At 65.1% G+C, this 20,859-nt stretch carries 12 protein-coding genes, 1 tRNA gene and 1 pseudogene; 5 read left to right on the forward strand and 9 right to left on the reverse strand.

What is annotated here, in order from left to right:
• Nucleotides 1–2: 2 nt before the first annotated feature.
• The 5 genes and pseudogenes from QP164_RS05040 to QP164_RS05060 all read right to left on the reverse strand — a co-directional run bounded on the left by QP164_RS05040 (nucleotide 3) and on the right by QP164_RS05060 (nucleotide 6,121).
• Nucleotides 3–485 (reverse strand): DUF2141 domain-containing protein, encoded by a 483-nt coding sequence (locus tag QP164_RS05040; RefSeq protein ID WP_333922389.1) that lies wholly within the window; start codon nucleotides 483–485, stop codon nucleotides 3–5.
• A 141-nt stretch (nucleotides 486–626) separates the two neighbouring features.
• A complete protein-coding gene (locus QP164_RS05045; protein WP_333922390.1) occupies nucleotides 627–1,931 on the reverse strand; it encodes an OmpP1/FadL family transporter in 1,305 nt (434 codons plus the stop codon).
• Nucleotides 1,932–1,986: 55 nt separating this feature from the next.
• Nucleotides 1,987–2,397 (reverse strand): DUF2147 domain-containing protein, encoded by a 411-nt coding sequence (locus QP164_RS05050; RefSeq protein WP_333922391.1) that lies wholly within the window; start codon nucleotides 2,395–2,397, stop codon nucleotides 1,987–1,989.
• A 270-nt stretch (nucleotides 2,398–2,667) separates the two neighbouring features.
• The gene (locus QP164_RS05055; RefSeq protein WP_333924187.1) at nucleotides 2,668–4,986 is read right to left on the reverse strand and encodes a 3-hydroxyacyl-CoA dehydrogenase/enoyl-CoA hydratase family protein; all 2,319 of its coding nucleotides are present in this window, start codon (nucleotides 4,984–4,986) and stop codon (nucleotides 2,668–2,670) included.
• Nucleotides 4,986–6,121 (reverse strand): annotated as a pseudogene (locus tag QP164_RS05060) (thiolase family protein). Before QP164_RS05060 ends, QP164_RS05055 begins: the two are co-directional and overlap by 1 nt.
• A gap of 131 nt (nucleotides 6,122–6,252) precedes the next feature.
• On the opposite strand from QP164_RS05060, the gene QP164_RS05065 reads away from it, so the two are divergent.
• Nucleotides 6,253–7,920, forward strand: coding sequence for a long-chain-fatty-acid--CoA ligase (locus QP164_RS05065; protein ID WP_333922392.1), 1,668 nt, complete (start codon nucleotides 6,253–6,255; stop codon nucleotides 7,918–7,920).
• A 13-nt stretch (nucleotides 7,921–7,933) separates the two neighbouring features.
• A complete protein-coding gene (locus tag QP164_RS05070; RefSeq protein WP_121885031.1) occupies nucleotides 7,934–8,326 on the forward strand; it encodes a MerR family transcriptional regulator in 393 nt (130 codons plus the stop codon).
• A 338-nt stretch (nucleotides 8,327–8,664) separates the two neighbouring features.
• On the opposite strand, the gene QP164_RS05075 is transcribed toward QP164_RS05070, so the two are convergent.
• Nucleotides 8,665–11,136 carry a PhoX family protein gene (locus QP164_RS05075; RefSeq protein ID WP_333922393.1) on the reverse strand — a complete coding sequence of 824 codons (2,472 nt, stop codon included), beginning with the start codon at nucleotides 11,134–11,136 and terminating at the stop codon, nucleotides 8,665–8,667.
• Nucleotides 11,137–11,185: 49 nt separating this feature from the next.
• Nucleotides 11,186–13,585 (reverse strand): TonB-dependent receptor, encoded by a 2,400-nt coding sequence (locus tag QP164_RS05080; RefSeq protein ID WP_333922394.1) that lies wholly within the window; start codon nucleotides 13,583–13,585, stop codon nucleotides 11,186–11,188.
• A 170-nt stretch (nucleotides 13,586–13,755) separates the two neighbouring features.
• Here QP164_RS05080 and QP164_RS05085 point away from each other — a divergent pair, with 170 nt between their 5' ends.
• A complete protein-coding gene (locus tag QP164_RS05085) occupies nucleotides 13,756–15,435 on the forward strand; it encodes an alkaline phosphatase D family protein (RefSeq protein ID WP_333922395.1) in 1,680 nt (559 codons plus the stop codon).
• A 176-nt stretch (nucleotides 15,436–15,611) separates the two neighbouring features.
• On the opposite strand, the gene QP164_RS05090 is transcribed toward QP164_RS05085, so the two are convergent.
• Nucleotides 15,612–15,688, reverse strand: a tRNA-Pro gene (locus tag QP164_RS05090).
• 122 nt (nucleotides 15,689–15,810) lie between these two features.
• On the opposite strand from QP164_RS05090, the gene lepA reads away from it, so the two are divergent.
• Entirely contained in the window at nucleotides 15,811–17,631 is a 1,821-nt protein-coding gene (gene lepA, locus QP164_RS05095; RefSeq protein WP_056049136.1) for a translation elongation factor 4, read from the forward strand.
• 289 nt (nucleotides 17,632–17,920) lie between these two features.
• Here the strand turns inward: lepA and QP164_RS05100 are convergent, their stop codons facing one another.
• Entirely contained in the window at nucleotides 17,921–18,151 is a 231-nt protein-coding gene (locus tag QP164_RS05100; RefSeq protein WP_333922396.1) for a hypothetical protein, read from the reverse strand.
• Between the two features lie 294 nt (nucleotides 18,152–18,445).
• Here QP164_RS05100 and QP164_RS05105 point away from each other — a divergent pair, with 294 nt between their 5' ends.
• Entirely contained in the window at nucleotides 18,446–20,758 is a 2,313-nt protein-coding gene (locus tag QP164_RS05105; RefSeq protein WP_435368358.1) for a TonB-dependent receptor, read from the forward strand.
• Nucleotides 20,759–20,859 lie beyond the last annotated feature (101 nt).

Raw genomic sequence — 20,859 nt, forward strand, 5'->3', positions numbered from 1 at the left:
ACCTAGCGGATCGGCTTGAGCGATCCGCCCTGGAGATAGGTGAGCGTCACGGGGACGACCGTCGTACCGTTCCCGACGCGGATCTGAACGGTCTTTGGATCTGGTTTGCGCGAGAACAGCATGTCGAACAACGTCACGTGCGGGTTGCCCGATGCGCCACCGCCGTCGCTGCGATCGGTCTTGCCGTTCGCATTATAGTCGTGGCGAACGTCGACCGCATACACGCCAGGCCGCGCGACCGGCATGCAGACCGCGACGATGCCGTCACGCGGTACGGCGATCTCAGTCCGCAGCAACGCATGCTTCTTGTCAAAATAGCTCGACGGCGCACCACCGAACACGCGCACGCGGACGGTCCCGGCGCGCGACTTGAAACCGGTGACCTCGACCAGAAGCGCGGGATGGGCGCTACCGGGCGAACACTGTGCAGCGTCCGGGCCGATCGGCCGGACAGCCGCGCTCGGCGCCATCAACAGCGCCGCCAAATATAAGCTTACCATGGCTGTGGAAGTGGGGCGTCGGCAGCCTTGTGCAAGATGCGGAGCACCGTGCGCCTCTGTTACCCACCTCAGTCCGGGGTGCCGGCTTTGGGGTGCGCCGCTACCGGCGACGCACCCCGTCCGACATCAGAAGCTCACACGTCCGCCGAGCGACAGCACGACCGCCGAGGCGTTGCGCAGCGCACCCGATGTCAGGATGTTGGTCTGCGCGGCGGTGCCGACATACGCCGCCGTGATGCGGTCGATCGTCGTGTTCTCGAAGTCGACATATTGCGCAGCGGCGTCGAGCGCGATGTGCGACGACAGCTGATACGAGCCACCCGCTGCATAGGTCCAGCGATCGGCGTCGGGCACGCGTGCGTCGCGCGAGCCGTCCTGCGTCGGTGACTTGGTGCGCTGCAGACCTGCCCGCACGGTGAGCTTCGGCGTGACGTCATAGTCGAGCCCGCCCGCGAGGCTCCAACTGTCCATGTAGTTCTCGGGGATCGCGGTGTTCAGCGGTGCGCCGAGATCGATCGTGTCGAACTTGCTCCAATTATACGCGACGACCTGCGCGTTGAGCGTCAGCTTGTCGGTACCACGGAACCGGCCTGCGACGATCACCTGACCCGGGGTGTTGAAGGCAGCCTTGGCGCCCGACACGGTCGTGTTCGATGACGCAAGCGGACCGACGAGGCCGCTGACCGTGAGATCACCCTTCAGATTGTGCCGGATGCTCGACTTGTAGCTAACGCCGACCGTCGCGAAGTCGTTGTGGAGCTGCACGCCCGCGGTCCAGCCGAAGTCCCAACCGTCGCCGCTCAGTTCCTGGCGACCATCGGGCAGCGCCGCGGAAAGGTTGGGGAGCGCGTTGCTGAGCGTTGCGTCGGTATATTCGACGTTCAGCGCACCACCGACGCGGAGCCAGTCGGTCACGACGACACCAACCGACGGCTGAATATCGATCGTCCGCAGCCGCGTCTTGTCGGCGCTGTAGCGGGCCCAGCTATCCCCATCATAGTTGGTTGTGAAGCTGAACGGCGAGGTCACCGCGAGGCCGACGGCGATCCGGTCGGTCAGCGGATAGGCGATCGACCCCGATGGCACGACACCTTTGTTGATCGGATCGCGCGAGTTCGACTGGCCGCTGATCGCGGTGCAGGCCTGGCCCGGGCGGCAGATCCGCGTGCCGGTGTCGACCACGTCGCCCTTCGGCAGAATTGCGGACGCGCTGAGCGTCGCGCTGCCGTCGCGGATGCCGGCGATCGCGGCCGGGTTCCACCACAGCGAGTCAGGACCTGTGTCGGCGCCTTCGCCCGAGAACGCACGGCCTGCGCCGCGTGCGGACTGCGCCTGGAGATAGAATGCGTCGGCATAGGCGGTGCTGGCGAAGCCGAAGGCGGACACGAGAGCGGATACCGCGAGAAGCGGAGCTTTGTTGCGAACTGTCATGGGTAAGGTCCTGAAAGCTGTACTGATAGGGGAAGGCGAAGGCGGAGGCGTGGCCTCAGCGCACGCGCGTCCAGGTCTGCGTCTTGCAGAGCGGGAAGAACACGCAGCCGCGCAGCTTCAGCTGGTTCGCACCGAGTGGCGTGATCTTGCCGCTATAGGTCTTGCCGTCCTCGGCATTGTAGACCTGCCCACTGCTCCAGATGCCGTCCTTGTCGGGCTTGAACCCGCTCAGCATCTGCATGCCCTGGATCGGGCGATTGCGCAGCGCAGTGTTCGCGTTGTTCGCGTCCTTCATCGAAGGATTGGCGCGGAGTGCGTCGGAGGTGAGGATCTTGCCGCAGATCGACGGGCCGCAGCGGGCGATCTCGACGATGGCATTGTGTGTCTCGGTCTTCCAGCGACCGATGACGGTCTCGGGCGTCGCGGAAGCGCCAGCGAGCAGAGCACCGATAATCAACAGGGACATCTTCTATCCTCTCCTAGTGTCGTTTGATGGCGCCGTATGCGTACGGTCACCAAATGTCTCGTCAGGTCGTCGACGTTATCGCGACCTTGTTGCCGTATACGGCAGTTATTGGTCCCGACTAGAATTGTACGAAGACAAGTCAAGTCTTCTTACCGATTCCAGCGGGTGAAAAAGTTTTCATGGACTTATCGTTCCTCCGCGCACGCGGGGCCCCGGGCAACGAACGCGGCGCTGCTTGATCCTGGGCCCCGCTTTCGCGGGGAAACAGGGTCAGTTGCGTAGCGGCTTGCCCGTCTGCAGCATGTGGACGACGCGGGCCTGAGTGCGCGGATCCTTGACGCTTGACATGAACGCCGCGCGCTCGAGGTCGAGCAACTGGTCCTCGGTCATGGTGTCGACGAGATCCGCTTCACCACCGGTGAGAACCTCGGCAAGACGATCGGCGACGACGAGGTCGTACTCGGTCGCCATGCCCTTCTTGTGGAAGTCCGCCACCGCCATGTTCAGCCCCGTCCGGCCGCTCTCGCCGGCAAGGCGGAAGGTCGGCTTCTCCGGTGCCTCATAACCCTCGACCAGCGACAACGCCTTGGCCTTCGCATCGGCCAGCAACCGGTCGCGGTTCATCGTGATGCCGTCGGCCTTGCGCAGGATCATCATCTCCTTCGCCTCCGCCGCCGACTTGGCGACCTGCGCTGTCGAGACAGCTTGGAAGACCTTGGTCAGCACTGGCATAGGCCCGTTCGGCAGCGTGCGCGACTTGGTCCGGCGGTCGAGCATCTCGCCATTGCCGCCCCAGCCGGGGACGAGCCCGACGCCGCATTCGACGAGGCCTGCATAGGTCTCGGCATGCGCCTGCACCGCGTCCGAGTGGAGCAGGATCTCGCAGCCACCGCCGAGCGCGAGCCCGGCAGGCGCGCTGACGACCGGGAAAGGCGCGTATTTGAGCGCTTTGTACGCCTGCTGACCGCCCGAGACGCTGGCCTCGACCATGTCCCAAAGGCCCGCGCCAACCGCGAACATCGCCGCGCCAAGATCTGCACCCGCCGAGAAGTTCGAGGCTTCGTTATACACCACCAGCGCCTTGAACCGCTCGCGGACGATCGGGATCGCCTCGTTGATGAGCGCGACGACCTGATCGTCGAGCGCGTTCATCTTGGTGTGGAATTCGAGCGCCGCGACGCCGTCGCCGACGTCCCAGAGCGACGCCGACAGGTTCGTGAGAATCGGCTGCGAACGGAGTTTGATGTCCTCCAGCAGCTCGACGCCGTCTGCGCGCGGCACGTCGGCATAGTCACCGCCCGCGGTGAGATACTGACGCTGGCCGTTCTCGACGCGGTAGAATGGACGATCGCCCGCGGTCGTCAGGATCGCAGGAACGTCGCGCCCTTCCTCGGCAAGGCGCGCGGCGAGCACGCCGGGACCCATCCGGTCGATCAGCTCGAACGGCCCGTATTTCCAGTTATAGCCGAGCTTCATCGCGTCATCGATCGCGACGATATCATCCGCCGCCTCGCCGACGAGCATCGCCGCGTAGGACAGCGTGTTGCCGAGGATCGACCACGCATAGGTGCCGATCTTGCCGGGCTCGGCGATCAGTGCACCGAGATCCTTGCCGGTCTTGCCGGGCAACTCCGCGGGCTTGGCTTCCGAACGATACTCGCCGGTCGCGAGGTCGAGCGACAGCTTCGTTCGCGTCGCCTTGTCGAAGCGATAGAAACCACCCTTGCCCTTGCGGCCGGTGAAGCCCTCCGCGATCATCTTGTCGACCAACGGCAGCGGACGCACCGTATTGAAATACGGATCGCCAGCGGGCAGCGTGGACGACAGGCTCTTCGACAGCAGCGGCATCAGGTCGACGCCGACGAGATCGACCAGCCCGAAGATCCCGGTCTTCGGCACGCCCATCGGACGTCCGCCTATCTGGTCGGCTTCCTCGACGGTCAGCCCCTGGTCCATCGCCGCGTTAATCGCGATCGCCAGCCAGTAGGTGCCGATGCGGTTGGCGATGAAACCCGGCGTGTCCTTCGTCCGCACGATCCGCTTGCCCATGAAGCGATCGACGAAATCCTCGACCTTCTCCGCGACCGCGACGTCGGTGTGCGCACCGCGAACGATCTCGACCAGCCGCATGTAGCGCGGCGGGTTAAAGAAATGCGTGATCAGGAAGTCGGCCTTGAACTGGTCCGAACATCCCTCGACGAGGTTGCCGAGCGGGATCGTCGAGGTGTTCGACGACACCGCGGTGCCCGGACGCTTGAGCGCTTCGAGCTTGGCATAGAGTGCCTGCTTGATGTCGAGCCGCTCGACGATCGCCTCGACGATCCAGTCGCACTCGGCGACCCGACCCAGATGATCGTCGATGTTGCCCGTCTCGACCAGCTTGGCCGCGCGCTTCGACATGAAGGGGGCGGGGTCGGTCTTGAGCATCTTGGCCACCGCGCCCTTGGCCACTGCGTCTCGATCGTCACCCTCGCGCGGAACGATGTCGAGCAACAGCACCGGGATGCCGGCGTTCGCGACCTGCGCCGCAATGCCCGCACCCATCACGCCCGCGCCGATGACGCAGACCTTCTTGACCTGATCGACCATCATGCGCGCTCCAACACCGTCGCGATGCCCTGACCGCCGCCGATGCACTGGGTCGCCAGCGCATAGCGGCCACCCTCGCGCGACAGCAGCGCAGCCGCCTTGCCGACGATCCGCGCGCCGGTCGCGCCGAGCGGATGACCGATCGCGATCGCGCCGCCATCGAGATTGATCGTCTCGTCCTTCAGGCCGAGGTCGCGGATGCAGGCGATCGCCTGGCTCGCAAACGCCTCGTTGATCTCGACCACATCGAGGTCCGCGACGGTGATCCCGGCACGTTCCAGCGCCTTCTTCGACGCACCGATCGGGCCAAGCCCCATCGTCTCGGGCGCGCAACCCGACACGCCGATCGACTTGATCCGTGCGAGAATCGTCAGCCCGTGCTTCTTGGCGAACTCTTCCGAGGTGACCAGCACCGCCGACGCGCCATCGGTAAGCGGCGACGACGTGCCAGCGGTCACCGACCCATCCGCGCTGAACGCAGGCTTTAGGCCGGCGAGCGCTTCGGTCGTCGTACCGGCGCGGATCGTGCCGTCCTGGCTCACCGGCCCCGCCTTGGTCTGGATCGTCACGATCTCGTCCGACAGCCGGCCATCGGCGCGCGCCGCGGCGGCCTTGTCCTGGCTCTTCACCGCGAACGCGTCCTGCTCGGCCCGCGTGATCTGGTATTGCCGCGCAACGTTCTCGGCGGTCTCGCCCATCCCCATGTACGCGCCGGCGCTCTTCTTCGCGAGCTCGGGGTTGGGGAGGGGTTGTAGCCGCCCATCGGCACGCGGCTCATCGATTCGAGCCCCGCGCAGATGAACGCCTCGCCCGCGCCGACCGCGATCTGGCCATAGGCGATGTGGATCGAGCTCATCGACGAACCGCAGAACCGGTTGACCGTCATGCCGCCGACCGAGATCGGCAGGTCGGCGATCTGCGCGATCAGCTTGGCGACGTTGAGGCCCTGCTCGCCCTCGGGGAAGGCGCAGCCGAGGATGATGTCCTCGATCTCGGCGGGATCGACGCCGGTCTTGTCGAGCAACCCGCGAATCGTCTGCGCGGCGAGATCGTCCGGACGGACGCGGGCGAGCTCGCCCTTGCCGGCGAGGTGGAACGGCGAACGGGCGTACCCGGCGATGACGACGTTGGTCACGATGATCCTCTCATATTGCGGTCGACCCGGTTAACGCTTGCGGGTTACCCTTAAGGTGCGATACCTCACCTTTACGTCAAGGTGAAGCGGCCGACAATATGGCTTACGCACATCGAGTAATGGAGAGCGAGATGCAGGACACTTCCGGGGGCAAGGCGATCGGCATGCCGTTGCAGGGCGAGCCACGCCTGCTGGGCGACATGCTCGACACGTCGGTGCGCCGGTTCGGGTCGCGCAACGTGCTCGACTTCATGGGCCGGACGCTGACCTATACCGAGCTCGGCGAGCAGGTCGACCGGGCCGCGAAGGGGCTCCAGGACCTTGGCGTCGTGAAGGGGACGCGCGTGGCGCTTTGCCTGCCGAACACGCCCTATTACCCGATCCTGTTCTTCGCGATCCTCAAGGCGGGCGGGATCGTCGTCAACGTCAATCCGCTCTATGTCGAGCGCGAGCTCGCGCATCTGCTCGAGGATTCGGGCGCGACGATCATCGCCACCTGCGACATCTCGGAGATCCACGCGCGTGTCCTGAAGGTCGCGGGGCAGATGGGCGTGAAGCACGTCATCACCTGCCCGATCGCCGGTGCGTTGCCGACGCTGAAGTCGATCGCCTACCGCATCTTCAAGCGCGCCGAGATCGGTCGGGCACCGACTGACGCGCGCCATTGCACGTTCGACTCGCTGCTGAAGGCGAAAGGTGCGCCAACCCCCGTCACGGTCACGCCGGACGAGGTCGCGGTGCTGCAATATACCGGCGGCACCACCGGCGAGCCCAAGGCGGCGATGCTCAGCCACGCGAATATGGTGTCGAACGCCGATGCGATGATGGTGTTCGTCGGCGGCGAGCAGCCCCACCAGGACCGCGTGCTCGGGGCGCTGCCGCTGTTCCACGTCTTCGCGCTGACGACGGTGCTGACCTATTCGATCCGCGCGGGCGCAGAAATGATCCTTATGCCGCGCTTCGAACTCGGTCAGCTGCTCAAGACGATTGCACGCACCAGGCCAAGTTATTTCCCCGCGGTCCCAACGATCTACGCCGCGATCACCACCGCGGCCGAAACCCAGAAGATCGACCTGTCCTCGATCCACGCCTGCATTTCGGGCGGTGCGCCGCTGCCGGCAGAGGTGCGGATCGCGTTCGAGGCGGCGACCGGCGCCAAGCTGTGCGAGGGGTATGGCCTGTCCGAAGCCTCGCCGATCATCACCTGCAACCCGATCGATGGCCTCAACAAGCCGGGCTCCGCCGGGCTGCCCTTTCCCGGCACGACGATCGAGATCCGCGACCGCGAGGATCCGACCCGGCTGCTGCCCGTAGGTGAGAATGGCGAGATCTGCGCGCGTGGTCCGCAGATCACGCAAGGCTATTGGCACAAGCCCGCCGCCACCGCCGAGTTGTTCGCGGACGGCGCGCTGCGCACCGGCGACGTCGGGCATCTCGATGCGGACGGCTATCTGTTCATCGTCGACCGGATCAAGGATTTGATCCTCGCCGGCGGCTACAACGTCTATCCGCGCGTGATCGAGGAGGCCTTGTACGAACACCCCGCGGTGCTCGAAGCGGTCGTGATCGGCGTGCTCGACAAATACCGCGGCCAGGCCCCCAAGGCGTTCGTCGTGCTGGCCGAAGGCGCGGTCGCTACCCCGCTCGAACTGCGCGATTTTCTCCGCGACAAGATCAGCAAGATCGAGCTTCCCCGCGAGGTAGAAATCCGCGACAGTCTCCCCAAGACGCTGATCGGCAAGCTATCCAAAAGGAGCTTGTCGCAGAAGAGGCCGCAAAGGCCGCAGCGACGGAGGTGAGGGGAGTGGACGCGTGAACGACCGACAGGACGATCTTACCGGCATACAGGAGGTCTCGCGCATGCTCGGCGTGAGCGCGCGGACGCTCCGCTTCTACGAGGACAAGGGACTGATTGAGCCCTGCCGGATCGGGACGACGCGCGTCTACACGCGGCGCGAAGTGGCACGGATGCAGCTGATCCTGCGCGGCAAACGTCTCGGCTTCACGTTGCGCGACATCGAGGAGTTCCTCGACCTCTACGATGCCGATCCGCAGCATGTGGAACAGATGCGCGCGCTGGCGGAACGCTGTCGGCAGCGTATCGACCTGCTGGATGCGCAACGCGAGGCGATCGTCCAGACGCGCGATGAGTTGGAGAAGATCGAGCAGGAGGCGCTGGCGCGGATTCCGGCAGGGTCGGTCTGACGCCTGTGATCGCTCGTTAGGAACGAGCGCCAACCAATTGAAACGATAAGACCGCAACGAACATCTACCTCCCCGGCGAAGGCCGGGGCCCAGTTGGAAAGGTGGTAATAACGACGCGCAGCACTCAGTTGGCGACGTCTCCCAACTGGACCCCGGCCTCCGCCGGGGCGGGGCACATCGTACCTTGGAGAATTCTTACAATCCTCCCCCGCCAGGGGGAGGTGGCTGGCGCTTGCCAGACGGAGGGGGCGGAAAGGGAAACCTCTGTTACGCATCCTCCCCCTCCGTCACCTTCGGTGCCACCTCCCCTGGCGGGGGAGGATCGTACGGGCCTTCGATTAAAGCCCCACCACACCCCCATCGTTCTTCGTGATCACGATCGTCGCCGACCTCGGCCGCGACGGCGTCGTCACCGCACCTGCCTGGTTTGCCGGCCAGCTGCTCGTGATGTTCGTCGGCCCGCCATTCTCACCCGGATGCTGGATGTTGACGAACAGCGACCGGCCATCCGGCGTCGTATGGATGCCGGTGATCTCGCACTCCTTCGGCCCGACCAGGAAGCGCCGCAGCGCCGCGCCCGGCGCCTTGCCGATCCGGGTCGTGACGCTGCCGGTAGCCGCGCCGATCGTGTTGGTCACCGTCCGCGTGCCACCGTCGTTGACGATCCCCGGCACCGACGCGAGCAGCATGCAGTTGGTGACGTCGGTATAGGCGCCGTCGTCGGTCTCGATCCACATCACCGGCGCGATCGTCCCCGAGGCGTTGCTTGGCAGGCCGAACCACAGGCCGTCCGGCGATGAGAAGTCGTTGGTCGCATCGAGCCCCGACAGGTTGATGTTGGTAGCATCCAGATCGGAGCCCGCGCCGAACGCATAAATGTCCCAGGCGAATGTCAGCGCCTCGGACGTATCCCCCGTCTCGCGCAGGCGGATGATGTGCCCATTGGCGTTACCCGTGGTCTGCCCGCCGGTAGTCTTCGGATCGACATAGGCCCGCGGGTTCGACGCATCCGTCGTCGCCACGGTCCGCGACGAGTTGTTGGTGAGCGTGCAATACATCTCGCCGGTCGCGGGATTGACCGCAGTCCACTCCGGCCGATCCATCCGCGTCGCACCCAGCGCATCGGCAGCGAGACGCGTGTTGATCAGCACATCGACCTGGCTTGCAAACGAATAGGCCGCATTGGCGGAGGTGAGGGGGCCCTGGCCGAACACCAGTGGCATCCACTGCCCGCTGCCATCCGCTGCGAACTTGGCGACGTAAAGCGTTCCGGTATCCAGATACTTGTCGCCGATCGCCAAGCGGTTCGCCGCGCTCGCATCCGCCGCAGACCACGGCGTGGCCGACACGAACTTGTAGATATATTCGTTCTGCGCGTCGTCGCCCATGTAGAAGGCCGGCTTCACGCCCGCGATCGTCCGGCCGATCTGGCAGCCCTCGTGGTTCATGCGACCCAGCGCAGTCCGCTTGCGCGGCGTCGAGGTAGCATCGAACGGATCGATCTCGACCACCCAGCCGTACTGGAAGATCTCGTTTCGGAAATCGCCCGAGCCGTCGGCGGGAGCACCGGCCTGCGCGGTGATGTTCCACCGCGAATACAACGTGCTGGTCGTGTCCGCCGGGGCCACTGTCGACCACCCGTAATTGCCGCCGGTATTGCTCTCGGACTTGCCATATCGCGTCAGCGACGTGTTGGCCTTCACACCAACCGCGCCGGTCGCCGCACGGCGCGCGGCATCGCCGACTTCACGCTTGAAATAGCCAACCCAGTTCTCTTCGTTCGTCAAATACGTGTGCCAAGGCATTGTACCATTGGCACAATTATTGATCGTGCCGCGGCCGGTCGTGGCATCGGGCGAGTAGCGCGTCTTGAGGCTGTCGGCACCGCGCACCGGCCCCGAGAAGCTCATCGGCGTCAGCGGCGTAATCCGGCGGTTGAACGACGACGCGGTCGTGTAGCTCCAGGCGGCGGCGCGGTTGATCTCGATCACCGACACGCCGTGGCACTCCATCTCTTTCAGCGCTTCGGCTTCGGGCCGGACGCCGCCGCTATTGGTCGCACCGTTCGGATGCAGATAGGCCTGCGTGATGTTCTCATGGTTGAGCACGAGCAGGCCACGCGTGTTGCCGTTCGCATCCGGCGTACCCGTGGCGGACATCCCGAAATAGCTCATGCCGTCATGGTGATCGCCCGCGCGCTTCGAGAAGGTCGCATCGGTGCCGTCATTGGCATAGGTGCCGACGCCGCTGCCGATCGGATCGCCGAGGCGATACAACACGGTGACGGCGTATCCCGACGGTACTGCAACCACATCGGCGAGACTCTTCGCAACCGCCGTAAAGCCCAGCGAGGCCGCGCCGACCGTCACGCTGGTCGTCGCGGTGACCGATCCGCTTGCCGAAACGGCGGTGAACAGGAAGCTCAGCACCGTGCCTGCGGTGGCACCCGGCACGACGAACGTCGCAACCGTCGTCGTCGCGCCTGCCAGCGTTACCGTCGGTCCAGCCGTCTGCGTCCAGCTCACGCTGTCGACCTGGCCGATCGCGGCACCGGTCAGCGTTGCGACGCGGCCGGCGGTCGAACTGCCCCCGGCGGTCGCGGTCACCGTGACAGGGTCCGAGCCGCCGTTATTGTCGTCGTCGCACCCGGTCAGCAACATGCCGCCGAACACCGCGGCGGCCGTCGCCGACATACCGCCCATCAAGGTCTGGCGCCGCGAATAGCGCACCTCGATCAGGTCGTTGAGATGCGGGTTCGCGGTCGGATTGGTATCGATATCGCCGTCGGTATAGATGGTCTCGAACGTCATGCTTGGTCCCCCCGGGGATGGTTGCGTGGTGTGTAACGATGCGTGAGAGTTAGAATTTCGCGCCCAGCTCGACGCCGTAGAAGCGTGGCTCGCCGGCGATGTAGGTCGGGATGCCGAAGCCCCCGCCGGTGTTGCCCGCGTCGATCAGGTAGCGCTTGTTGGTCGCGTTCCGGACGAAGCCGCCGACGCTGTAGCGGCCCTGCGCGAACTCCAGCCCGGCGCGGAGGTTGACCAGCGTATAGCCCCTCTGGCTGACCGCCTCGGTGTTCGGCAGCTCGAAGAAGACCTTCGATTTGTAGGTCACGCTGGGGGTCGCGTAGACGGTCACGCCGCCCACTGGCGCGCGCAGGATCAGGCCGCCCGACGCCGTCGTCTTGGGCTGAAGGCGGAACTGGTTGCCGGCATAGGGGCCGTTCGCGACGTCGTCGCCGATCCCGCCATCAATATACGCAAACGTCGCGAAGGCAGAGAGATACGACGCGAGCTTCAGATTGCCTTCGAGCTCGACGCCGACGCTGTTGGCCGAGTCCGCGCTACGGACCGTCGTCACGCCGTTGCTCGTCACCGAGAACTGGAAGCCGTCATAGGTCTGGTAGAACACCGAGGCGGCGCCGCTGAACGGTCCGACGCTTCCCTTGATGCCGCCTTCGTAATTCCAGACCTTCTCTTCCGGAATGATCTGGAGGTTGGGACCGACGCCGAACGCGGTGCGCTGTGCGGCAAGCTGGACCACCGGCGAGCGTCGGCCCTTGCTGATCGTGCCGTACAGATTGACCGCGCTGTTGAGCTTCAGCAGCGCGTTAAAGCGCGGCAGGATCGCGGTGAAGCTCCTCTCGGCGACGAACTTGCTGCCGTTGGTGTTCACCGTGCCGAGCAGGCTCGACTGGATACCGAGCGATGCGAGGATCACCGAGTTCGGCTGGACCGAGGAATACCCCGACTGGCGATCCTCGATTAGGATGCGGGCGCCGGCGGTCAGCTCGAGCGCGGGCACCGGGATATACGTCGCGTCGGCGAACACCGAGTAGGTATTGTTCCTACCAAAGTTCGTGAACTCTGCCGCGTAAGGTATTGCGGTGGCACGTCCGCCGGTCAGGATCGACGTCGCGCGGGTGGCCGGGATCGTGCCGTTGGCGGCGACGCAGCCGGTCTCGGTCGGAATGCCCGCGCGGTTGAGCGCGGTCCGGATCGGCTGATACGCCGCGGCAACCGAGCAGGCGAGATACGTGCCCTCTTCCGTCGCGAACGGAACGCGCTGGAAGCCGTTCTCGAAGAACGCGTTCCAGCCGACCGAGGCGCGATACTTCGGCCCTTCGAAGGCGAAGCGGCTTTCATGGCTCCACTGGTCGCCCTTCGCATCCTCGGCGAATTCGAGATAGGCGGCGGGGCCACCATCAGCGTCGAAGATCTCAAGTGCGTCGAACCGGCGATAGCCGTTGACGGTGGTGAAGGTGATCCCCGGCGACAGCTCCGCGGTGATCGTCAAATTGGCGTCGTAGACGTTGCGGTCGAGCCCGAGTTTCCGAGCGCCGAGCACCGCCGCGCTGTACGGCGAGCCCGACAGTTCGGCATAGCCATAGTCGCCGGTCTGGCCGCCGGTCGGGGCATGCGCGCGGCTCTTGAACGCGGTGCCGGGATTGCGCTGGCCGTCATAGGTCAGGACGAGATCGGCGGTGATGCTGTCGCTAGGGCGATAGCGCAGCGATCCGCGGATGCCGCGCTGGTCCTGGCCGTTCAGATCGTCCTGGTCGACGCCACCCTGGTTCTGGTTCGGCACGTTCGCGTCGCCGGCGATGTTGCGGACATAGCCGTCGCGGAATTTGTAGGCGAAGGCGATCCGCCCGGCGAGCACGTCGTTGCCGGCGTTGAGGAAGCCCGACACCTGCGTGCGGTTGAAGTTGCCGTACGAGCCGTTGATCGCGCCCGACACGCCGGGCTGCGGTTTTGCCGAGATGACGCTGATCGCGCCGACCGCGGCGGCGGTGCCGAACAAGGTCGCCTGCGGGCCCTTCACGACCTCGATCCGCTCCAGATCGTACAGGTCCTGATACGCGCCGCGCGACCGGCTGATGTCGATGCCGTTGTAATAGAGCGTGACGCGGGCGCCCTGCTGCGACGATCCGTTGTCCGAGGTGATGCCGCGGATCACGAAGCCCGGATTGTTCGCGCTCTGCTCCTGGATCTGCAGGCCGGGAATATAGGCGGCGACCTCGGTCAGTGAATTGACGCCGATCGCGGCCATCTTCGCGCCGGTCACTGCGGTGACGGTGACGGGGACATCGGCGATCCGCTGTTCGCGCTTCTGCGCGGTGACGACGATCTCATCGTTTGGCGTGCTGGCCTGGACGTCGGCCCCTGCGGCCGCCTGTGCCGACGCCTGCGCGAGCGCGGCGGTCGAGCAGGTCGTGGCGAGCGTCGCAACTGCGAGCCGCGTGAAGATGCGTGTCATTAAGTCCCCCGTGTCGTTGGGGAGGCACTAGGGGCGGCGCGTGACGTTTCGACGTCGCAATGATGAAAGCAAGATGACTATTGCGTAACGCGCGTGTCACATCGCTGCCACCGGGGTGTCTTCGATCAGAGGTAGCAGGCGGCCAACACCCGACACGAAAGCTTGAGCCGATGACGATCAACCGCCGCGATGCCTTGAAGAACGCCCTCAAACTCGCCGGCTCCGGTGCCACGCTTGTGCTGCCCGCAGTCGCATCGCGGGCGGCGGGCGCAGTGAAGGTACGCTTCGATCACGGTGTCGCGAGCGGTGATCCCGCGATCGACGGCGCGATCCTCTGGACGCGTGCGACTCCGGCCGAGGCGACGCAAGCCCGCGACATCGCACTGACGTGGCACGTTGCGGAGACCGAGGGCGGCAAGTCGCTCCGTTCGGGCACCGTCAAGGCGCGTGCGGCACGCGATTTCACCGCTAAGGTAGACGCAACCGGCCTCCAGCCGGGCCGCGAGTATCGCTACTGGTTCGACGCCGCCGACGGCACGCGCTCGCCGGTCGGCCGGTTCCGCACGTTGCCCAAGGGCAAGGTCGCCGATGTCGTGATGGCCGTCGTCTCGTGCCAGCTCTACGCGGGCGGGCTGTTCAACGCCTATGACGCGATCGCCAAGCTCGATCGGCTCGACGCGGTGCTCCACCTTGGCGACTACATCTACGAATATGGCGTCGACGGCTATGGCGCAGACATCGCCAAGAAGATCGGCCGCCTGGTCGAGCCACGCCACGAGATCGTCAGCCTCGCCGATTATCGTATGCGCCACGCGCAGGTGAAGCGAGACGTCGACATGCAGGCCGCCCACGCCCGCGCCGCGTTCATCTGCGTCTGGGACGATCACGAAGTCGCCAACGACGACTGGATGCACGGTGCCGAGAATCACGATCCGAAGACCGAAGGCGACTGGGACGCGCGGAAGGCGGCGGCGATGCAGGCGTACTTCGAGTGGATGCCGATCCGCGATCCCAAGCCCGGCCAGCCCTGGGCCGCGATCAACCGCAGCTTCGACTTCGGCGATCTCGCGACGCTGGTGATGGTCGAGACGCGGCTGCTCGCGCGCAGCCATCAGGTCGTGTCGAAGAGCGAGGAGATCACACCCGCCGAATATGCACCGATGCTCGCCGAGCGCGCGCGCACCGATCGCGAACTGCTCGGACCGGCGCAATTGGCCTGGGTCGAGAAGACGATGGCGACCTCGGTCGCGGCGGGCAAGCCGTGGCAGGTGCTCGGCAACCAGGTGGTGATGGCGAAGGTCGCGGGCCCCGACATGGAGCGCCAGCTCGGGCCGGTAAAGTTCGCCGAGACGATGGCGAAGCTGCCCGCGATCTGGCGCGAGCGGCTGACCGCGAGCATCGCCTCGTATCGTGCCGGCCTGCCGTTCGGCTTCGACAGCTGGGACGGGTATCCGCCCGCCCGCGAGCGTCTGTATGCGGCGTTCCAGCGCGCGAAGTCGCGGCCGATCGTGCTCTCGGGCGACAGCCACGCGGCGTGGGCGAACGATCTGCACGACGCATCGGGCAAGCTGGTCGCCGCGGAGTTCGGCTGCACCGCGATCACCAGCCCGTCCTATGGCTCGCTACTCCCCGGCATCGGCACACTGATAGCCGACGCCAACAAGGGTGAAGTCCGCTTCTGCGACCAGGACGGCAAGGGGTTCACGCTGCTCACCCTCACGCCGGACCATGCGACGGCGGACTCGGTGACGGTGTCGACGGTAATGGCCAAGCCCTACACGCAAGCCACTGCCGCGCGCTTCCGTGCGCACGCGGACCGTCCCGATGCGCCGCTCGAAAAAATCGCCTGAGCCCGCCGACAATGCCCTTCCTACGATCCTCCCCTTGGCGGGGGAGGGTCGATACGGTTCGGCGCATGGATCGAGATCGACGCGGATGTCCGACCACGGGGCCCCTAGGGGGCGTGCGACACGTCGATCGGAAATTCAGCTCGGGGAAGGGGGCACTTGCCCCGAAAAATCGGCAATGGTCGGGGCGATAGGATTCGAACCTACGACCCCTGGACCCCGAGACCAGTGCGCTACCAGACTGCGCCACGCCCCGACAACATTGCCGGTGAGCCCCCTAGCCGCGACAGCAAGTCCGGGCAAGACAAATATCAGCTGCTCCCTGTCGAGTGTTGGTGCGATCTATCGCACACGGAACGGCACTGCTAGGAGCGCGGCATGACTCCGCTCGACCGCATCCGCAATTTTTCCATCATCGCCCATATCGACCACGGCAAGTCGACGCTCGCCGATCGGCTGATCCAGGAAACTGGCGGCCTCACCGCGCGCGAAATGTCCGAGCAGGTGCTCGACAACATGGACATCGAGAAGGAGCGCGGGATCACGATCAAGGCGCAGACCGTGCGCCTTGCGTATCACGCCAAGGACGGCCTCGATTACGTCCTCAACCTGATGGACACGCCGGGCCATGTCGACTTCGCCTATGAAGTGAGCCGCAGCCTGGCCGCGTGCGAAGGCGCGCTGCTGGTGGTCGATGCCGCGCAGGGCGTCGAGGCGCAGACGCTCGCCAACGTCTACCAGTCGATCGAGCACGACCACGAGATCGTGCCGGTGATCAACAAGATCGATCTTCCCGCTGCCGAACCCGAGAAGGTCCGCAAGGAAATCGAGGACGTGATCGGCATCGACGCGTCGGAGGCGGTGCTGGCGTCGGCGAAGTCCGGGATCGGCATCGTCGAGATCCTCGAGGCGATCGTCACCAAGATCCCGCCACCCAGCGGCGACCCCGAGGCGCCGCTGAAGGCGATGCTCGTCGACAGCTGGTACGATCCGTATCTCGGCGTCGTCATTCTTGTCCGCGTGATCGACGGGGTCCTGAAAAAGGGCCAGCAGATCAAGTTCATGCAGACCGGCACGATGCATCTGGTCGACCGGGTCGGCTGTTTCCGCCCGAAGATCGAGCAGCTGACCGAGCTCGGCACCGGCGAGATGGGCTTCATCACCGCGCAGATCAAAGAAGTCGCGCAGACCCGTGTCGGCGACACGATCACCGACGCGAAGCGGCCTGCGCTCGAAGCGCTCGCGGGCTTCAAGGAAGTCCAGCCGGTCGTGTTCTGCGGGATGTTCCCGGTCGATGCCGCCGAGTTCGAGAAGCTGCGCGAGAGCATCTCGAAGCTGCGCCTGAACGATGCGAGCTTCTCGTTCGAGATGGAGACGTCGGCGGCTTTGGGCTTCGGCTTTCGCTGCGGGTTCCTCGGGCTGCTGCATCTGGAGATCATCCAGGAGCGGCTGACGCGCGAATATGATCTGGACCTGATCACCACCGCGCCTTCCGTCGTCTATGAGATCGAGCTGACCCACCCCGATCCGTCCGGCACGACGCATATCGAGCTGCACAACCCCGCCGACATGCCCGAGCCGAACAAGATCGCGACGATCAGCGAGCCGTGGATCGAGGCGACGATCTACGTCCCCGACGAGTATCTCGGCAGCGTCCTGAAGCTCTGTCAGGACCGCCGCGGAATCCAGAAGAACCTGACCTATGTCGGCGGTCGCGCGCAGGCGACCTACGAGCTGCCGCTGAACGAAGTGGTGTTCGATTTCTACGATCGGCTAAAATCGATGTCGAAGGGTTATGCGAGCTTCGATTATCACCAGATCGGCTACCGCGAGGGCGACCTCGTCAAGATGGGTATCCTCGTCAACGAGGAGCCGGTCGACGCGCTCAGCATGATCGTCCACCGCGGCACCGCCGAAGTCCGCGGTCGCGGCATGGTCGAGCGTTTGAAGGAGCTGATCCCGCGCCATCTGTTCAAGATCCCGATCCAGGCGGCGATCGGCGGCAAGGTGATCGCGCGCGAGACGATCAGCGCGATGCGCAAGGACGTGACCGCGAAGTGTTACGGTGGCGACGCGAGCCGCAAGAAGAAGCTTCTGGAGAAGCAGAAGAAGGGCAAGCTGAAGATGCGCGAATACGGGTCTGTCAGCATCCCGCAGGAGGCGTTTATTGCGGCGCTGAGGATGGGCGACGACGCCTGAGGCCAAGCTTTGCTTGGACGAGGATAAGCGTCTAGCCGGACGGCGACCGGCCGAGCTCGTACTCGGTCGTGTCGTCCGACGGCGCGGTTTTGCCGCGGCGCGACTGAGGTTGCGTTCGAACGGCAGTCCGCTCTTGTCCTCCCATCGCCAACCGCCGTCACCCCAGCGAATGCTGGGGTATCTCCGGGGCGCACGTCCGGCTCGAACCGGGAGATACCAGCGTTCGCTGGCATGACGGGGGAGGGATCGTTTACACCCAAGCCGCTCTCTCATTATCTGCCCGTCGCCGTCACTCGTACGTTGCGATCCCAAACGCGATGTAGCCGACGCACAGGATAATCCGGGTCAGCCAGGCCGCTTCGCCGTGCAGTACGACGCTCGCCGCGATCGCGGCGATAAACGCCGCCATAATCGCCCAGGCCTGCCAGGCGAAAGGGAACGGGAAGAGGCCGCCGGTCGCACTGGGCTCGAACCAACCCGAACGCCGAAAGGTCAGCCAAAATCGCATCACCAAGCCCATAGGGCGAAGCTAGCATGGCGTTCCCGCTCCCTGCCATCGGCAAAAATATCGCACCGTGTTGCAAACCGGCGCCAGCCCCAAAACGCCGCAACCAACTGTCATCATCCTAACACAATCCCGACCTAACCGCCGGCCTGGGGAGTGAGCGTCGCGAGGCGTCGTCGTGCCGTCCGGGGAGGATGGTCGAGGACGATCAACGACGTTGTATTTTGGGATGTGCGGCTTGTCGTCAGGGACGGCGCCGCACGATTGGGGAATTTCATCTTGAAGATTTCGGTCGTTAAGTCGGCGCTGATGCTCGGCGTCGCGTTTGGTTCGTTTGTGGGTGGTACGGCCGCGTTCGCGCAGGCAGCGCCGGTCCAGGAGCAGGCTGCTCCCGAAGAAGGGCTCGGCGATATCGTCGTCACCGCAGAGCGCCGGTCCGAGAACCTCCAGAAGGTGCCGCTGTCGGTCGGCGTCGCATCGGGTGACGCGCTGCGCGCCTATACCGCCGGCGGCGACGACACGCTGCTCGCGCTGTCGGGCCGCGTTCCCGGACTGTACGTCGAATCGACCACCGGCCGCATCTTCCCGCGCTTCTACATCCGTGGTCTCGGCAACATCGATTTCTACCTCGGCGCGTCGCAGCCGGTCACGATCATCCAGGACGACGTGATCCTCGAGCATGTCGTGCTGAAGTCGAACCCGGTGTTCGACGTCCGCCAGGTCGAAGTGCTGCGCGGTCCGCAGGGCTCGCTGTTCGGGCGCAATACCACTGCGGGCATCATCAAGTTCGACACCAACAAGCCGACCAACGAGTTCGACAGCCGCGCGTCGGCCTCGGTCGGCTCGTACAACAGCGTCAGCCTCGACGCCGGTGTCGGTGGTCCGCTGATCAAGGACCTGCTGGCGATCCGTCTCTCGACGCTGATCCAGCACCGCGAAAACTATATCGACAACCGGTTCGCAGGCGTCAGCGCGGACAGCACCGCGACGCCGCGCAACAATGCGATGGGCGGCTTCGACGACCGTAACGTCCGCGTCCAGCTGATGCTGACCCCGGGCGAGCGCTTCACGCTCGACCTGTCGGGGCATGCCCGCTGGTATGACGGCACCTCGACGCTGTTCCACCGCGGCGCGCTGAAAAAGGGCTCGAACGACGTGTCGGCCGAACCGCGCAATACGGTGGCGCTCGACGAGGGGAACGACAATCCGCAGAGCTACAACACCTATGGCGGCTCGGCGCGCGCAGCCTACGACTTCGGTCCGGCCACGCTGACCTCGATCACTGCGTACGAGACGACGTCGGGCTTCAGCCGCGGCGATACCGATGGTGGTGCGGCCGTCAGCTTTCCGTTCAATGGGCGCGCGAACGGCTTTGGCGAGTCGCAGGGGCAGATCCGCGATCTTGACCAATGGTCGCAGGAACTGCGTATTGCCGGCACCCCCGGCGGCCGCTTCAATTGGCAGCTCGGCGGCCTGTATTTCGACAACCGCGACATCACCGATTTCTACCAGCGGACGTTCTTCCTGACCGCGCCGGACGTGAACGGAACCCGGCCGAACCCCAACAACTGGGTACGGCTGCACGACGTCAACACGTCGTGGGCGGGCTTCGGCCAAGTCAGCTACGAGCTGATGGACAAGCTGACGGTCACGCTCGGCGGTCGCATCACCGAGGACAAGAAGCGTACGCAACTGCTGAAGACCGTCCAGAATGCGCTGGGCGTCAACCAGTACCCGGCAGGCTTCCGTCGCGACGTCACGCTGAAGTCGACCAAGCCAAGCTGGGATGCGAGCATCCTGTATCAGGCGAACCCCGACATTAGCCTGTATTCGCGCGTAGCTCAGGGCTTCCGCGGACCGACGATCCAGGGGCGTTCGGCGGTGTTCAACTCCGACTTCTCGACCGCGAAATCGGAGACGATCCTGTCGTGGGAGACGGGGATCAAGACGCGTCTGCTCGACAACACGCTGAGCCTCAACGCAACGGTGTTCGGCTACCGCGTCAACGACATCCAGCTCAACGGCAACGATGTGAACGGCAACGGCATCCTGTTCAACGGCAACAAGGCCGAGGCCTACGGCATGGAAGCCGAAGCAAACTGGAAGCCTGTCCCGAACCTCACGCTGGGCGCAGGGCTCAGCTTGCTGCACAGCGCGATCCGCGACAAGACCACCGAGGTACAGATCTGCGCGCTCAACAGCGTCGTGGTCTGCACGCCATCGCGGACGCCGCGGGCGATCGTCGGTCCGTTCGGTACGACATACCTGGTCAAGATCGACGGCGAGCCGCTGCCGAATGCGCCGGAATACAACGTCGACCTCACCGCGCGCTACGACCAGCCGCTGGGCAATGGCGGTCGCGCGTTCATCGCGGGCGACTTCAACATCCAGGGCTACACGCAGTTCGTGCTGTACAAGACCAAGGAGTTCACCGCGAACGGCAACTTCGAGGGTGGCCTGAAGATCGGCTACGCGGCGCCGGACGATGCGTATGAGTTGGCGGTATTCGCGCGCAACATCACTGGCGAGAAGAACCTTAAGGGCGTGATCGAGAACTACATGGCGGCGGTGTTCAACGAGCCGCGGATCATCGGCGTCTCGCTCAGCGGCAAGTTCCGCTGATTTCTTCCCCTCTCCCGTAAGCGGGAGGGGGTGGGGGTGGGCTCGCGCTATCGTCAAGCGCGGCGTGTGTTCGAGCCGGGTGCCCACCCTCGGTCCCCTCC

It is taken from the genome of Sphingomonas sp. LR59 (assembly GCF_036855945.1).
Lineage (GTDB): Bacteria > Pseudomonadota > Alphaproteobacteria > Sphingomonadales > Sphingomonadaceae > Sphingomonas.

What these genes read in the sequence shown, in the direction of transcription:
- QP164_RS05045 (WP_333922390.1), bottom strand. Translation starts at nt 1,931, where the DNA reads ATGACAGTTCGCAACAAAGCTCCGCTTCTCGCGGTATCCGCTCTCGTG.
- QP164_RS05050 (WP_333922391.1), bottom strand. Translation starts at nt 2,397, where the DNA reads ATGTCCCTGTTGATTATCGGTGCTCTGCTCGCTGGCGCTTCCGCGACG.
- QP164_RS05055 (WP_333924187.1), bottom strand. Translation starts at nt 4,986, where the DNA reads ATGGTCGATCAGGTCAAGAAGGTCTGCGTCATCGGCGCGGGCGTGATG.
- QP164_RS05065 (WP_333922392.1), top strand. Translation starts at nt 6,253, where the DNA reads ATGCAGGACACTTCCGGGGGCAAGGCGATCGGCATGCCGTTGCAGGGC.
- QP164_RS05075 (WP_333922393.1), bottom strand. Translation starts at nt 11,136, where the DNA reads ATGACGTTCGAGACCATCTATACCGACGGCGATATCGATACCAATCCG.
- QP164_RS05080 (WP_333922394.1), bottom strand. Translation starts at nt 13,585, where the DNA reads ATGACACGCATCTTCACGCGGCTCGCAGTTGCGACGCTCGCCACGACC.
- QP164_RS05085 (WP_333922395.1), top strand. Translation starts at nt 13,756, where the DNA reads ATGACGATCAACCGCCGCGATGCCTTGAAGAACGCCCTCAAACTCGCC.
- lepA (WP_056049136.1), top strand. Translation starts at nt 15,811, where the DNA reads ATGACTCCGCTCGACCGCATCCGCAATTTTTCCATCATCGCCCATATC.
- QP164_RS05100 (WP_333922396.1), bottom strand. Translation starts at nt 18,151, where the DNA reads ATGGGCTTGGTGATGCGATTTTGGCTGACCTTTCGGCGTTCGGGTTGG.
- QP164_RS05105 (WP_435368358.1), top strand. Translation starts at nt 18,446, where the DNA reads ATGCTCGGCGTCGCGTTTGGTTCGTTTGTGGGTGGTACGGCCGCGTTC.